Annotated in this window: 14 protein-coding genes and 1 pseudogene; 13 read left to right on the top strand and 2 right to left on the bottom strand. The window is 67.0% G+C overall.

The genetic code is table 11. The annotated features are described in order from the left end of the window. Positions 1-55: 55 nt before the first annotated feature. The 10 genes and pseudogenes from BI347_RS00350 to BI347_RS00310 all read left to right on the top strand — a co-directional run bounded on the left by BI347_RS00350 (position 56) and on the right by BI347_RS00310 (position 7,194). The gene (locus BI347_RS00350) at positions 56-877 is read left to right on the top strand and encodes a CPBP family intramembrane glutamic endopeptidase (RefSeq protein ID WP_071115063.1); all 822 of its coding nucleotides are present in this window, start codon (positions 56-58) and stop codon (positions 875-877) included. 123 nt (positions 878-1,000) lie between these two features. Further along, positions 1,001-1,489, top strand: coding sequence for a 5-(carboxyamino)imidazole ribonucleotide mutase (gene purE, locus BI347_RS00345; protein ID WP_071111757.1), 489 nt, complete (start codon positions 1,001-1,003; stop codon positions 1,487-1,489). Next, entirely contained in the window at positions 1,489-2,619 is a 1,131-nt protein-coding gene (locus BI347_RS00340) for a 5-(carboxyamino)imidazole ribonucleotide synthase (protein ID WP_071112069.1), read from the top strand. The genes purE and BI347_RS00340 overlap by 1 nt, the downstream gene beginning before the upstream one ends. Positions 2,620-2,664: 45 nt before the next feature. Further along, positions 2,665-3,089, top strand: a pseudogene (locus tag BI347_RS00335) (VOC family protein). Further along, positions 3,086-3,778 (top strand): DNA alkylation repair protein, encoded by a 693-nt coding sequence (locus BI347_RS00330; RefSeq protein ID WP_071115062.1) that lies wholly within the window; start codon positions 3,086-3,088, stop codon positions 3,776-3,778. The pseudogene BI347_RS00335 and the gene BI347_RS00330 overlap by 4 nt, the downstream one beginning before the upstream one ends. Beyond that, positions 3,778-4,656 (top strand): phosphoribosylaminoimidazolesuccinocarboxamide synthase, encoded by an 879-nt coding sequence (locus BI347_RS00325; RefSeq protein ID WP_071111760.1) that lies wholly within the window; start codon positions 3,778-3,780, stop codon positions 4,654-4,656. Before BI347_RS00330 ends, BI347_RS00325 begins: the two co-directional genes overlap by 1 nt. Positions 4,657-4,830: 174 nt before the next feature. After that, positions 4,831-5,412, top strand: coding sequence for a GNAT family N-acetyltransferase (locus BI347_RS00320; protein WP_071111761.1), 582 nt, complete (start codon positions 4,831-4,833; stop codon positions 5,410-5,412). 25 nt (positions 5,413-5,437) lie between these two features. After that, a complete protein-coding gene (locus tag BI347_RS23885) occupies positions 5,438-5,608 on the top strand; it encodes a hypothetical protein (RefSeq protein ID WP_158020681.1) in 171 nt (56 codons plus the stop codon). 17 nt (positions 5,609-5,625) lie between these two features. Next, positions 5,626-6,564, top strand: coding sequence for an alpha/beta fold hydrolase (locus BI347_RS00315; RefSeq protein ID WP_071115061.1), 939 nt, complete (start codon positions 5,626-5,628; stop codon positions 6,562-6,564). 18 nt (positions 6,565-6,582) lie between these two features. Then, a complete protein-coding gene (locus BI347_RS00310) occupies positions 6,583-7,194 on the top strand; it encodes a glutathione S-transferase family protein (RefSeq protein ID WP_071111763.1) in 612 nt (203 codons plus the stop codon). Between the two features lie 79 nt (positions 7,195-7,273). Here the strand turns inward: BI347_RS00310 and BI347_RS00305 are convergent, their stop codons facing one another. Next, on the bottom strand, positions 7,274-7,840 hold the full coding sequence (locus BI347_RS00305; RefSeq protein WP_071111764.1) for a carbonic anhydrase: 567 nt from the start codon (positions 7,838-7,840) through the stop codon (positions 7,274-7,276). A 199-nt stretch (positions 7,841-8,039) separates the two neighbouring features. On the opposite strand from BI347_RS00305, the gene BI347_RS00300 reads away from it, so the two are divergent. After that, positions 8,040-10,061 (top strand): oxidoreductase, encoded by a 2,022-nt coding sequence (locus BI347_RS00300; RefSeq protein WP_071115060.1) that lies wholly within the window; start codon positions 8,040-8,042, stop codon positions 10,059-10,061. Positions 10,062-10,215: 154 nt separating this feature from the next. Here the strand turns inward: BI347_RS00300 and BI347_RS00295 are convergent, their stop codons facing one another. After that, complete coding sequence (locus BI347_RS00295; protein ID WP_071111766.1) at positions 10,216-10,950, bottom strand: class I SAM-dependent methyltransferase; 735 nt, start codon at positions 10,948-10,950, stop codon at positions 10,216-10,218. A 399-nt stretch (positions 10,951-11,349) separates the two neighbouring features. Here BI347_RS00295 and BI347_RS00290 point away from each other — a divergent pair, with 399 nt between their 5' ends. Together BI347_RS00290 and BI347_RS00285 are read left to right on the top strand one after the other, a co-directional pair. After that, positions 11,350-12,621: a deoxyribonuclease II family protein gene (locus BI347_RS00290; protein WP_071111767.1), complete on the top strand. Its 1,272-nt coding sequence runs from the start codon at positions 11,350-11,352 to the stop codon at positions 12,619-12,621. A gap of 268 nt (positions 12,622-12,889) precedes the next feature. Beyond that, positions 12,890-13,882, top strand: coding sequence for an extracellular catalytic domain type 2 short-chain-length polyhydroxyalkanoate depolymerase (locus tag BI347_RS00285; RefSeq protein WP_071115059.1), 993 nt, complete (start codon positions 12,890-12,892; stop codon positions 13,880-13,882). The last annotated feature ends 52 nt before the right edge of the window (positions 13,883-13,934 follow it).

Below are 13,934 nucleotides of genomic sequence, written 5' to 3'. Positions count from 1 at the left end.
CCACCGCCTGCCGTTATCATCGGAGGCTTATGCCATTCAACGCCACGGAGTCGCCATGCCCCTGCCGCCCACCCTGACGCTGGCCGCCTTCGCGTTGCTGGCACTGGGCCTTATCGCCGCCAGCCTGCGCCACGCCGCCCCGGGCTGGATCGCCCTGATTACCAGCGCGATGCTGGCGCTGGCCGCCGGCGTGCTGCAGCCGCTGGGCGTGTTGGCGACCGCGGCCGCCGCCGGCCTGACTTTCAGCCTGCGCCGCTACCCGAAGCCGGAGCTGTTCCTGGTATGGGTGGCGCTGCTGTTGGCGCTGGCGGTGCATGCGCTGCCCGGTTTCGACAACCCGCTGCTGTGGCAGGGCAAGGCCAGCGCCGGCAGCGCGCCCTACCAGCTGTTCTGGAGCTACGACAAGGGCCTGGCCGGCCTGCTGCTGCTGCTGCAGCTGAGCCATGCGCCATTGCCCAAGCGCACGCTGGGCTGGCCGGCGGCGGCGGTGGGCGGCTTGGCGCTGCTGTTCGTGTTCGGCATCGCCGCCGGCTTCGGCATCATAGCCCTGGCGCCTAAATGGCCGGCCTGGCTGCTGCCCTGGTTGTTCGCTAACTGCTTCCTGGTGTCGCTGGTGGAAGAGGCCTTCTTCCGCGGCGGCGTGCAGCGCTGGCTGGAAATCCGCACCGAACCGTTCGCCGCGCTGATGGCGGCGTCGCTGTTGTTCGGCCTGGCCCATCTGGCCGGCGGCTGGGTCTGGGCGGGGCTGGCCACGCTGGCCGGCATAGGCTACGGCCTGGTCTATGCCGCGCGCCGCCAGCTGTGGCTGGCGGTGCTGGCGCACCTGGGCTTCAATACCCTGCAGCTGTTGCTGTTCACCTATCCGAAACTGGCGTGAATCACGGGCAAGGAGAAATTTTCCGTCTGCTAACTATCTTGATCTGAAAATAAAAAACCATTCCGGGTAGGCCCCGCAGTCGGGTAAAATCGCCGTTTACTCTCCACTGCGAGCAGCATCTCCATGATTGAAGTCGGCATCGTGATGGGCAGCAACAGCGATTGGGAAGTGATGCAGCACGCCGCGCGCATGCTGAAGAGCTTCGGCATCGCCTGCGAAACCCGCGTCGTCTCCGCCCACCGTACCCCGGACCTGTTGTTCCAGTACGCCGAACAGGCCGCCGGGCGCGGCTTGAAGGCCATCATCGCCGGCGCCGGCGGCGCCGCCCACCTGCCGGGCATGCTGGCGGCCAAGACCCACCTGCCGGTGCTGGGCGTGCCGGTGCCGTCCAAATACCTGCGCGGCGAGGATTCGCTGCTGTCCATCGTGCAGATGCCCAAGGGCATTCCGGTGGCCACCTTCGCCATCGGCGAGGCCGGCGCCGCCAACGCCGCGCTGTTCGCGGTGGCCATGCTGGCCAGTGTCCGGCCGGAACTGGCCGCGCAACTGGTGGCCTTCCGCAAAGAGCAGGAAGAAACCGTGCTGGCGATGACGCTGCCGGAGATCGAATGATGGCCGCCATCCTGCCGCCGGCCATGCTGGGCATCCTGGGGGGGGGCCAGCTGGGCCGCATGTTCGTCGTAGCCGCCAAGACCATGGGCTACCGCGTCACCGTGCTGGACCCCGACGAAAACGCCCCGGCGGCGGCCTTCGCCGACCGCCACATCCAGGCGTCCTACAACGATCCGTCCGCGCTGCGCGAGCTGGCCGACAGCTGCGCCGCCGTCACCACCGAATTCGAAAACGTCAATGCCGGCGCGATGCGCGAGCTGGCCAAGCGCACCCGCGTGTCGCCGTCCGGCGACTGCGTCGCCATCGCCCAGGACCGCATCGCCGAGAAGAGCTGGATCGCCAAGGCCGGCTTGGCCACCGCCCCCTATCTGGCGATAGAGAGCGTCGAGGACATCCAGGTTGACCTGACGCCCTATCTGCCGGGCATCCTGAAAACCGCGCGGCTGGGCTACGACGGCAAGGGCCAGGTGCGGGTGGGCACCCAGGACGAGGCGCGCGCCGCCTACGCCGATCTGGGCGGCCAGGCTTGCGTGCTGGAAAAGATGCTGGACTTGAAGCTGGAAGTGTCGGCCATCGTCACCCGCGTCAGCCCCGCGCAGAGCGCGGTGTTCCCGCTGGCGGAAAACATCCACAAGAACGGCATTCTCGACGAATCCATCGTCCCGGCGCGGGTGGCGCCGCAGCTGGCCGAGCAGGCGCGCAAGATGGCGCAGCGGCTGGCCGAGGAGCTGGACTACGTCGGCGTGCTGGCGGTGGAGTTCTTCGTGCTGGGGGACGACAGTCTGGTGGTCAACGAGATCGCGCCGCGTCCGCACAACTCCGGCCACTACACGCTCACCGCCTGCCTCACCGACCAGTTCCAGCAGCAGGTGCGCGCGATGTGCGGCCTGCTGCCGGGCCGCACCGACCTGCTGTCGCCGGTGGTGATGGTGAACCTGCTGGGCGAGGCGTGGAAGGAGGACGGCCGCGAGCCGCACTGGGATGTGCTGGCGGAAGCGCCCAATGCCCAGCTGCATCTCTACGGCAAGAAGCAGCCGCGTCCCGGCCGCAAGATGGGCCACTTCAGCGTGATGGCGGCCAGCGTCGACGAGGCGCTGGAGCAGGCCAGGGCGTTGAAGGACACCCTGTAGCATGGGAACAGATGGCGAAGCCGGCGGCTTCGCCATTTTTCCGCGATGAAACTGAACGGACTCAACCACCTGACCCTGGCCGTGACCGACCTTGACCGCTCCTGGCGTTTTTACCATGCACAGTTGGGCGCCGCGCCGCGCCGCACGCGCGCTGGGCGCGCGGCGGCTACCTTAGCCTGGGCGGATTATGGCTATGCCTGGCGCTGGACGACGCGGCTAGCGGCGGCGGCTACACCCATTACGCTTTCAGCGTCGATCAGGCGGATTTCGCCGCCTGGAAGGCGCGGCTGACCGATGCCGGCGTGCCATGCTGGAAAGACAACCGCAGCGAGGGCGACTCGTTTTACTTCCTGGATCCGGACGGCCATCGGCTGGAGCTGCACGTCGGCTCGCTGGCCAGCCGCCTGGCGGCCTGCCGCGCCCAGCCCTATCCGGCCATGGTGTTTTACGATGAAGAGCCGAAACCATGAATGTTGCGCTTGAATTGGCCGACCTGCGCCTCCGGCTTGAGGCGGCCGCCGATCCCGCCAGGCGGCCGGCGATGCGCGCCTATATGCGCGAACAGTTCGATTTCCTGGGCGTGGCGACGCCGGCGCGGCGCAAGCTGGCCGCGCCGTGGATGAAGTCGTTGAAGAACGCCGGTCCGGAAGCCTGGCTGGCGTTGGCGGAAGCATTGTGGCGGCAGCCGGAGCGCGAATTCCAATACACCGCAGTGGACCTGCTGGCCAAATGCGCGGCGCGGCTGCCGGCCGACAGCCTGCCGCGGCTGCTGGCGCTGGCGGCGGAAAAATCCTGGTGGGACACCGTCGACGGTCTGTCCGCCTGGGTGGTGGGCGAGCTGGTGCGCGCCAACCGCCCCTTGCAGCAGCGGATGGACGCGTTGAGCGTGGATGGCGACTTCTGGCTGCGCCGCGTCGCCATCCTGCACCAGTTGTATTGGAAGCGCGAAACCGACGGCGAGCGCCTGTTCGTCTACTGCGCCGCAAATGCCGGCGAAGGCGAGTTCTTCATCCGCAAGGCGATAGGCTGGGCCTTGCGCGAATACGGCTATACCGATCCAGACTCCGTGCGCGGCTTCGTCGCCGCCACGCCGCTGTCGCCGCTGTCGCGGCGCGAAGCGCTCAAACGCATTGAACCCTTGCCCTCGAAGGAAGCATGATGACCGGACTGAACACCACCAACCTGACAAGCCTGAAGAAGATCTATTCCGGCAAGGTGCGCGATCTGTACCAGATCGACGAGCAACGCATGCTGATGATAGCCACCGACCGGCTGTCGGCCTTCGACGTGATCCTGGACGATCCCATCCCGGCCAAGGGCCAGATCCTGACCGCCATCTCCAACTTCTGGTTCGACAAGCTCAAGGACCTGGTGCCCAACCACCTGACCGGCGACAAGCCGGAGGACGTGGTGTCGGCCGCCGACCTGCCGCAGGTTGAGGGCCGCGCGGTGGTGGCCAAGCGGCTGAAGGCGGTGCCGATCGAGGCGGTGGTGCGCGGCTACCTGGCCGGCTCCGGCTGGAAGGAATATCAAAAGAGCGGCACCGTTTGCGGCCTGCGGCTGCCGGCCGGGCTGAATGAAGCCGGCAAGCTGCCGGCGCCTATCTTCACGCCGTCCACCAAGGCGGCGGTGGGCGACCACGACGAGAACATCAGCTACGAGCAGTGCGTGGACATCATCGGCGCCGATCTGGCCGCCCAGGTGCGAGACACCGCCATCCGGCTGTACCAGGCCGCCGCCGAATACGCCGCCACCCGCGGCATCATCATCTGCGACACCAAATTCGAGTTCGGCCTGGACGAGCATGGCACCCTGACGCTGATGGACGAGGCGCTGACGCCCGACTCCAGCCGTTTCTGGCCGGCCGACAGCTACGCCGAAGGCAGCAACCCGCCGTCCTTCGACAAGCAGTTCGTCCGCGACTGGCTGGAAGCCTCCGGCTGGAACAAGCAGGCGCCGGCGCCGGCGGTGCCGCTGGAGGTGCGCGAGAAAACCGCCGCCAAGTACCGCGAGGCGCTGCAGCGCCTGACCGGCTGATTCCGGATCCGCAGCCGTCCATGCCGGCCCCCGCGGCGGCGAGTCCCGAGATTTTCCACCGGGGTTCGCGTCCGCGGGGGCCGGCCCGTTTCCGGCCATCCTCCACCGCGGCTTGAGCCGCTGCCCGCTTGCGGCTAACATCCAGTTTCTTGTCATAAAAACAGGCCGCCAGCGATGAGTCTCGCCCAACCCGTGCTGTCCACCTCCCGGCTGCAGTTGCTGCCGGCCGATCCGGCGCTGGCGCGCTCGATGCTGGAATACCAGCTGCGCAACCGCGCCCACTTCGCGCCGTGGGACCCGATGCCGGGCGAGCTGTTCTACACCGAGTTGTACTGGGAGATGCAATTGCGCCAGCGCGCGCGCGACTGGGAGAACGGCAGCGGCGCGCGCTTCCTGTTGACGATGTCGACAGAGCCTGACCGCGTGATCGGCACCGTCAGCCTCAGCAACATCGTCCGCGGCGTGTTCCAGGCCTGCCACCTCGGTTACGGCATAGACCAGGCGCACGAAGGCCGGGGCCTGATGCGCGAGGCGCTCGAGGCGCTGATCGCCTTCGCTTTTGGCGAGCTGAAGCTGCACCGCATCCAGGCCAACTACCAGCCGCAAAACATCCGCAGCGCGGCGCTGCTAGAGCGGCTGGGCTTCACCGTGGAAGGCCAGGCCAAGGACTACCTGTTCCTGGCCGGCGGCTGGCGCGACCACGTGCTGACCGCGCTGACCAACCCCGATTTCGACGACAAGCCGCTGCTGGCCTGAGCCGGCGCCCTCCAAGGAAAATGCGATGAAGACAACCCTGCTGGCGATAGACGTGCAAAGCCATATGTCCGACCAGACGCCGTTCCTGGACGACGGGGAGGCGGCGCGCGCGCACAACAGCTTCGCGCTGGGCAACCTGAAGAGTTTCGGCACGCCCATTGAAGTGCGGGACGCCGCCACCATCTGCTTCGCTTGAGCCGACGAGGACGCCGCATGCACCGTACCACCCTGGAAGCCGCCGACGGCGTGGCCATTCCGCTGTGCCAATGGTTGCCCGCCGCCGAGCCGCGCGCGGTGCTGCTGATCTCGCACGGCATGAGCGAATACGCTGCGCGCTACCAGCGCTTCGCCGAGGTTCTCGCCGCCGCCGGCTACGCGGTGTACGCGCACGACCACCGCGGCCACGGCGAATCGCCGACTGCGCGCGGCTTTTTCGCCGAGCGGGATGGCTGGCGCAAGGTGGTGGACGATGTGGAGGCGGTGCGCCGCCACGCCGCCGCCAGCCATCCCGGCTTGCCGGTGATGCTGTTGGGCCACAGCATGGGCAGCTTCATCGCCCGCGCCTATTTCCTGCGCTACGGCGGCTTGCTGTCCGGCCTGCTGCTGTCGTCCACCGGCTACCGCCAGCGGCCGCTGGCGCGCCTGCTGGGCGCCATCGCCCGCTTTCTCGGCCGGCGCAACGGTTGGGACCGCCCCAGCCGGCTGATGGCGGCGCTGGTGTTCGGCAGCTTCAACCTCGGCTTCATCCCCAGCCGCACCCGGATGGACTGGCTCAGCCGCGACGCGGCCGAGGTGGACGCCTATCTGGCCGATCCGCAATGCGGTTTCGATCCGACGCCCGGCCTGTGGGCCGACCTGTTCGCCGGCATCGTCGAGATGGAGCGGGGCGAGGCGGCCGGAGACGGCGTCAACCGCCGCTGCCCGGTGCTGCTGTTCGCCGGCAGCCGCGACCCGGTCAGCCTGGGCCGGCTGGCGCTGGGCCAGCTGGAAATCCGCTACCGCGACGCCGGCGTGCTGGACCTGCAGAGCAAAGCGTATCCCGGCGGCCGCCATGAAATGCTCAATGAAAGCAATCGCGCAGAAGTGGAAGGCGATATCCTGGCCTGGCTGGCCAGGGTGGTACCTGCCGACTGCGCGCCGCCTCTCCTCTAATTTTCCCCGGAGTTCGCCATGATAGAAGTGCACCACCTGAATGAATCGCGCTCGCGCCGCATCACCTGGCTGCTGGAGGAGCTGGGCCTGGAGTACCGGGTGATCCGCTATCAGCGCAACCCGCAAACCCGGCTGGCGCCGCCTGAATTGCAAGCCATCCACCCGCTGGGCAAGGCGCCGGTGCTGCGCGACGGCGAGCAGGTGCTGATCGAGTCCGGCGCCATCATCGACTACCTGATCCGCACATACGGCCAGGGCCGCTTCGCGCCGGCGCAGGACAGCGCGGACTACAACCGCTACGTGCAGCTGCTGCACTATGCCGAAGGTTCGGCGATGTTGCCCATCCTGCTGCAGCTGTACGTGGGCTTCCTGGGCGAGGCCGGCGCGCCGCTGCATCCGCGCATCCACAGCGAGCTGGAAAACCACCTGGGTTATCTGGACGGCGAACTGGCCGGACGCGACTATTTCGTCGGCGATGACTTGACCGGCGCCGACGTGCAGCTGTCTTTCGTCGCGCAGATCGCGGCCAAGGGCGACGGCCGCGGCCGCTACCCCAACCTGGCGCGCTTCGTCGAGCGCATCGAAGCCCGGCCGGCTTACCGCCGCGCGGCCGACCAGCACGGCGAATAAGGCGCCGCGCCGCCCCCGGCATCAGGGGGCGGCGTTTTGCTCCGAACGCAAGCTACCCGCCCGGTCGCTCCCGGCCGGGTCAGACGATCAGGGTTTCCACCTTGCCGTCCATCCCCATCAGGTATGCCTCCACTTTCAGCCGCGGGTATTTGTCGTTGATCAGCCTGCGCAATTGCCCCAGCTTGCCTGCATGCACCAGGGTTTCCCTGGCCGGGTCCTGCGCCAGGTCCTCGCCCAGTATCACCTTGTAGGCGCCGCAGTCGCGGTGGTCCAGCAGCATCACCCGCTTGACGCCGTGCAGGTCTATCGCCACCTGCAGGTGTTGCCAGAAAGTGGTGTTCCAGGCCGGGTACTTGTCGGTAACGGCGCCCAGCGAGGCACCGGCCAAAATGATATGGTCGTACTTGTCGCGCAGTCCCTGCTGGTTCATGAAAGTCGAAGTTTCGTCGATCAGCCGGTAATCCATGCACGACAGCAGCAGCACGTCGGTGCCGTCCGCGGCCCAGGCGGCGCGCGGCAGGAAGCTGGCCAGCAGCGCGGCGCCGCCGCCCAGGGTGGCCAGGCGCAGGAAACTGCGGCGGCCGAGCGGGCGCTGCGGCAGCGGGGCGAGGCAATCGGTATGAGCGTGGGGCGGGTGCTGGCACATGTTTTTCTCCTTATGTCTGACGGCGGATGCCATCTGTGGCGATTATAGGTGGACAGCCGCGGCGCATGACAGTTGCCTGCGGCGCCATCCGTTGACAACTTACTTACCAGTAAGTATCTTGATGGCCAGGGCTGACATCGCCAGATGAATCAAAGGCTTGGGACCACCCGGGCCGCCGACAACAACACGAGGAAGAAACATGAGCGCTTACCCGCATCTGCTGGCCCCGCTGGACCTGGGCTTCACCACGCTGAAAAACCGGGTGTTGATGGGTTCGATGCACACCGGGTTGGAGGAATCGCCAGGCGGCTTCGAGAAGATGGCGGCGTTCTACGCCGAACGGGCGAGGGGCGGCGTCGGCCTGATCGTCACCGGCGGCGTCGGCCCCAATGCCGAAGGCTGTGTCGCCGAGGGCGCGGCGCAGCTGTCCGACGCGCACGAAGTGCCCAGCCACAAGCTGGTCACCGACGCGGTGCATGCCGCCGGCGGCAAGATCGCGCTGCAGATCCTGCACTCCGGCCGCTACAGCTTCCAGGAAAGCTGCGTGTCGGCTTCCCCCCTGATCGCGCCGATCAACTTCTACAAGCCGCGCGAGCTGTCCGACGCCGACATCCGCCAGACCATCGCCGACTTTGCCAATTGCGCCCGCCTGGCGCAGCAGGCCGGCTACGACGGCGTGGAAGTGATGGGCTCGGAAGGCTATCTGATCAACCAGTTCATCGCCCGCGCCACCAACAAGCGCAGCGACGACTGGGGCGGCAGCTTTGAAAACCGCATCCGCTTCGCCATCGAAACCGTCAAGGCGGTGCGCGTGGCGGTGGGCGAGGCTTTCATCATCATCTACCGCCTCTCCATGCTGGACCTGGTGCAGGATGGCAGCAACTGGGACGAGGTGGTGCAGCTGGCGCTGGAAATCGAGAAGGCCGGTGCCACCATCATCAATACCGGCATAGGCTGGCACGAGGCGCGGGTGCCGACCATCGCCACCATGGTGCCGCGCGGCGGCTTCGCCTGGGTGACCAAGAAGCTGATGGGCACGGTGAAGATCCCGCTGATCACCACCAACCGCATCAACACCCCGGAAGTGGGCGAACAGATCCTGGCCGACGGCTGCGCCGACATGGTGTCGATGGCGCGTCCCTTCCTGGCCGACCCCGACTTCGTCAACAAGGCGGCCGAAGGCCGCGCCGACGAGATCAACACCTGCATAGGCTGCAACCAGGCTTGCCTGGACCATATCTTCCAGGGCCAGCTGACCTCCTGTCTGGTCAATCCGCGCGCCTGCCGCGAAACCGAGCTCAATTATGAAAAAACCGCCGGGCCGAAGAAGCTGGCGGTGGTCGGTTCCGGTCCGGCCGGCCTGGCCTTCGCCACCGTGGCGGCGGAGCGCGGCCATGCGGTGACGCTGTTCGACTCCGCCGGCGAGATCGGCGGCCAGTTCAACATCGCCAAGCAGATTCCGGGCAAGGAGGAGTTCCACGAGACGCTGCGCTACTTCAAGCGCCGCATCGAAACCAGCGGCGTGGCGCTGCGGCTGAACACCCGGGTGGCGGCGGCGGATCTGCAGGGTTTCGACGAAGTGGTGCTGGCCACCGGCATCGCGCCGCGGCTGCCGGCCATCCCCGGCATCGAGCACGCCAAGGTGCTGAGCTATATCGACGTGCTCAAGCACAAGAAGCCGGTGGGCCATCGCGTCGCCATCATCGGCGCCGGCGGCATAGGCTTCGACACCGCCGAATACCTGACCCACGAGGGCCAGTCCACCGCGCTGAACGCCGCCGCCTTCATGAAGGAATGGGGCGTGGACATGACCGGCGAAACCGCGGGCGGCCTGGCTCCTCAAGGCGCGCAGCCGCACAAGAGCCCGCGCGAGGTCTACCTGTTGCAGCGCAAGACCAGCAAGGTGGGCGAAAACCTGGGCAAGACCACCGGCTGGATCCACCGTGAAAGCCTGAAGATGAAGCGGGTGAAGATGCTGTCCGGCGTCAGCTACGACAAGATCGACGACCAGGGCCTGCACATCACGGTGAAGGGCGAGGCGCAAGTGCTGGCGGTGGACAATGTGGTGATCTGCGCCGGCCAGGACCCGCTGCGCGAGCTGCAGCAGCCGCTGCTAGCCGCCGGCAAGACCGTGCACCTGATAGGCGGCGCCGACGTGGCGGCCGAACTGGACGCCAAGCGCGCCATCAACCAGGGCACGCGCCTGGCCGCGGCGATCTGATCGGCCGCGCGCCGCTGGCGCGGCATGGCGGCGATGCCGTCCGCTTGAGCCAAGCGGACGGCATTTTCATTTTCATGGCGGAAAACGACACAGCCCGCGGCGCGGGCTGTGTCGGGCGGCGCTCCCGGCGGGAACGTTTTGGATGGCCACCGGATCAGCCCTGGCGCTGGGCCGACACCAGCAGCAACATGGGCCGCTCTCTTTCCTCGGCCAGCGCGGGCTGCGCCGCTACCTGTTCGGCGCTGGGACCCCATTCCTCGACATGGCGCAGCGTGAAGCCGGCCGCCATCACCAGATTCAGCAGCGTTCCCAGGGTGCGGTGCTGCTTGACTACGCCGTCGGCCAGCCAGTTGGTCACCCGCGGGCCTTCCGCCTGATAGCCTCTGACCGGCCAGCACAGCCTGCCCTGTTGGTCCCGCTGCCATTGCGGCTGTTCGGCGGCCATGAAGATAGGGTGCTCGATCGAGAACACCAGATGGCCGCCCGGCTTCAGCGCGCGGTGGACGGCGGCCAGCAGGCCCGCCAGGTTTTCGATGTAGTGCAAGGTCAGCGAGCTGTAGACCAGGTCGAAGGCCTGCTCGTCCAGCCGCAGCTGCTCCAGGTCCTGGCGCTGGTAGCGGATGGCATCGTCGCGGGTGTCGGCGACGGCCTTTTCCAGCATCTTTTCCGACACGTCCAGGCCCAGCGCCTGGCCGGCGCCCGCCTCCCGCGCCCAGCGGCAGAACCAGCCGTAGCCGCAGCCGAGATCGACCACCGCGCGGCCTTTCAGGTCCGGCAGCAGCGTTTGCAGGCTGGGCCACTCCGGCGCGCCGGCCAAGCCATGGACCGAACGGTTCAGCTGGCTGTAGCCGTGGAAAAACTCGGGGTTGTCGTAGATGTTTTGCGTCATTGTCAAAAAACTCCATGTGGTGGAATGCCGACCGCTGGGCGTTTGATGCCAATAGCCAAGCCCAGCCGGATGCGGCGGGGCTTGTGAAGGACGGAGCTAGGCTCCCGGGACGCGCGCGCACCCCTCCCCCTCACCCCGCGATGGGGTGATGCCGGGTCTGGAGACGATCAGGGTGTCGAGTTCGCGCATCCCGCCATGTTAACAGTTTTGCCGCCGCGCCGCATGCGGTGGATAAGTTCCTGGATAGGCAGGCTGTTGTGCATAAGTTTGTACATCGTTAACAAGTGTTGCGCATGACTGCGGCTTCACACTCCATACACAATATTCAATCAGCATGGCGCGCGGTCGCTATTGCGGCGCGTACTTACCCATGTCGATATAAATACAAAGGAGAAACCCATGCCCACTCTGCCCTCATGGCGCCACGTCTGCCTGGTGCTGGCCATGGTTGCCGGCGCCCAGTTTGCCGGCGCCGCTGCCATCCCGGCCAATGTCCCCGCTCCGCTGCTGGACAGCAGCCATCCGGTGGACTGGTGGTTCGCCTTCAAGTTCAACGCCTATTCCTTCCCCGGTTGCGGTGGCGGAGCGCAGGTCAACAGCTGTCAGTTTGGCGGTAGCCCGCAGACCTACACCAGCGGCAAGAGCTACAGCCAGCAGTATATCTACGCCAGCAGCAGCCAGCCCAGTCTGAGCCAGGGCGGAGGCTGCGTCGGTGACACCCTGACCGACCCGGTGGGTGCCACCTTCAATCAGATCTACAACGGTCAGCTCAACTACGTGGTGTGGAACGACCAATTCTACGACGACCCGTCCATCGCCAGCTGTTCCGGCGATTCCTGCTCGGCGCCGTGGGGCCACTCCAAGGGCGTGCTGGCCTGGGATGCGCAGGGCAACGGCGTGGTGATGCAGGTGAGCACGCCATCGTGGCCGGCTTCGGGCAATGCGCGATACCCGCGCAGCAGCGACGGCAACACCCTGGGTTGTGTCGCCGACAACGATGTCAAGGTCAGCCAGCATTTCTTCTCGCTGCGCTTGAACCACAATGATGTGCTGGCGGTATTGCAGGGCCTGGCCAACGCCAGCGTGGTGACCGATCCGGGCAACCCGCAAATCGTCAAGAACGGCGGTCCGGCCGACATTCAGGCGGCAGTGGGCCTGCTGGGCCAGCAGTCGGGCAGCGCCATGCCGACCGTCAGCGCGCTGTCCAGCGGAGTCAGCCTGATTTCCAAGCCGTCGGCGCTGCAAGTGGCGCCGTGGCAGCTGGTGTCGGCCGAACTGGGCGGCGTGGCCCTGCGCGCCGCCACCTGGTGGGAAGGCAGCAAGAGCACGGCGATTCCCAGCACCACCAAGGCCGGCAAGCCGGCCTGCTGGGACAGCAGCCTCGCCACGCCGGGCCCGGTGGCCATCGCCACTTCCGGCAGCTGGCAGGGCCAGAGCTTTTCGTTGAAGGGCGGCCTGGGCAACAACTTCAATCACGCCAAGATCGGCGTCAGCACCAGCGGCGGCAAGCCCTACGTGATCTTCGGCGACATGAACCAGGAAGGTTCGCTGTCCGGCGATTGCGCCAGCTCGCAGAACGGCCGCGGCGGCCTGTTCTTCGTGCTGCAGAACGCCACGCTGGCCAAGTCGGTAGGCGCGCTGATCGGCGGCAGCACCGCGGCGGCGCGCTGATCCTGTCCGGCGCGTGGCCGCAAGGCCAGGCCGCCAATGGCCGACGGCGATACCGTCGGCCATCTGGCCCGTTCTTGCGGCCGATTCGCTCCCGGATGTCGCCTATTCCGTCCCAGTCTAACGGCCACCACCGACGCGCATGGATGGCGCATCCTCGCCATGATCATTGATTTTCAATGGAATATTTGCCATTTTCATACTCGATCATTCCCCCGCACCCTGAAGTCATCCCGCCGGCGCGCCCGGCTTTCCCTTCCAAGGAGCATGTATGAGCATCAGGCATTTGATCCTGCTGGCGGCCCTGCTGGCTTTGCCGGCCTGGGCCGCGGAGCCGTTGCCGGCCTTCCACGGCGATGCGCGGCAATCGTCGGTGTCCGGGTTGTCGTCCGGCGCTTTCATGGCGGTGCAGTACCAGGTGGCCTTTTCGGCCTCGGTGGTGGGAGTCGGCGTGGTGGCCGGCGGCCCGTATTACTGCGCGTTGGGCGCCTTCGCCGGCGCCGCGGCCTGCATGAGCGGCCCGCCGCCCAGCGCCGTCCAGCTGCTGGCGGCCGCCAGCACCTTCGCCGCCGGCGGCCACATCGATCCCTTGCCGAACCTGGCCAGGCGCCGGGTCTACCTGTTCAGCGGCAGCCAGGACAACACGGTGAAGACTCCGGTGGTCGATAGCGCCGCCGCCTTCTTCCGTCTGGCCGGCGTGCCGGAGCGGCAGATCCAGTATGAACGCCGCTTGCCGGCCGGCCATGCGCAGATCACGCCGGCTTTCGGCAACGACTGCGACGTCACCGCCGCGCCCTATATCAACCATTGCAGTTGGCAGGGCCAGGGCTACGACCAGGCCGGAGTCATCCTGCAGCACATCTACGGCCCTCTGCAGCCCAGGGCGCAGGCGCTTGGCGGCCGCATCGTGCGCTTCGACCAGCGTCCCTACGCCGGCACCGGCAGCAGCCTGGCCGACGAGGGCTTCGTCTACGTGCCGCGCGCCTGCGCCGAGGGCGAGGCCTGCAAGGTGCACATCGCGCTGCACGGCTGCAAACAGTACGCCGGCGCGGTGGGCGACGATTTCTACGCCCACACCGGCTACAACAACTGGGCCGATAGTAACCGCATCCTGGTGCTATACCCGCAGACCACCACCTCCGCGGCCAATCCGCAGGGCTGCTGGGACTGGTTCGCCTATACCGGCCCGGCTTATGCCTGGAAGGAGGGTATCCAGATGCGGGCGCTGAAGGCGATGGCCGATCATCTGGTGTCGGCGCGCTGAAGCCGGCTGGACAAGACAATGCCCCGCATCGCGCGGGGCGTTGTTGTTGCGC

It is taken from the genome of Chromobacterium sphagni (assembly GCF_001855575.1).
GTDB classification, from domain to species: Bacteria; Pseudomonadota; Gammaproteobacteria; order Burkholderiales; family Chromobacteriaceae; genus Chromobacterium; species Chromobacterium sphagni.
This window is presented reverse-complemented; position numbering and strand designations above follow the sequence as displayed.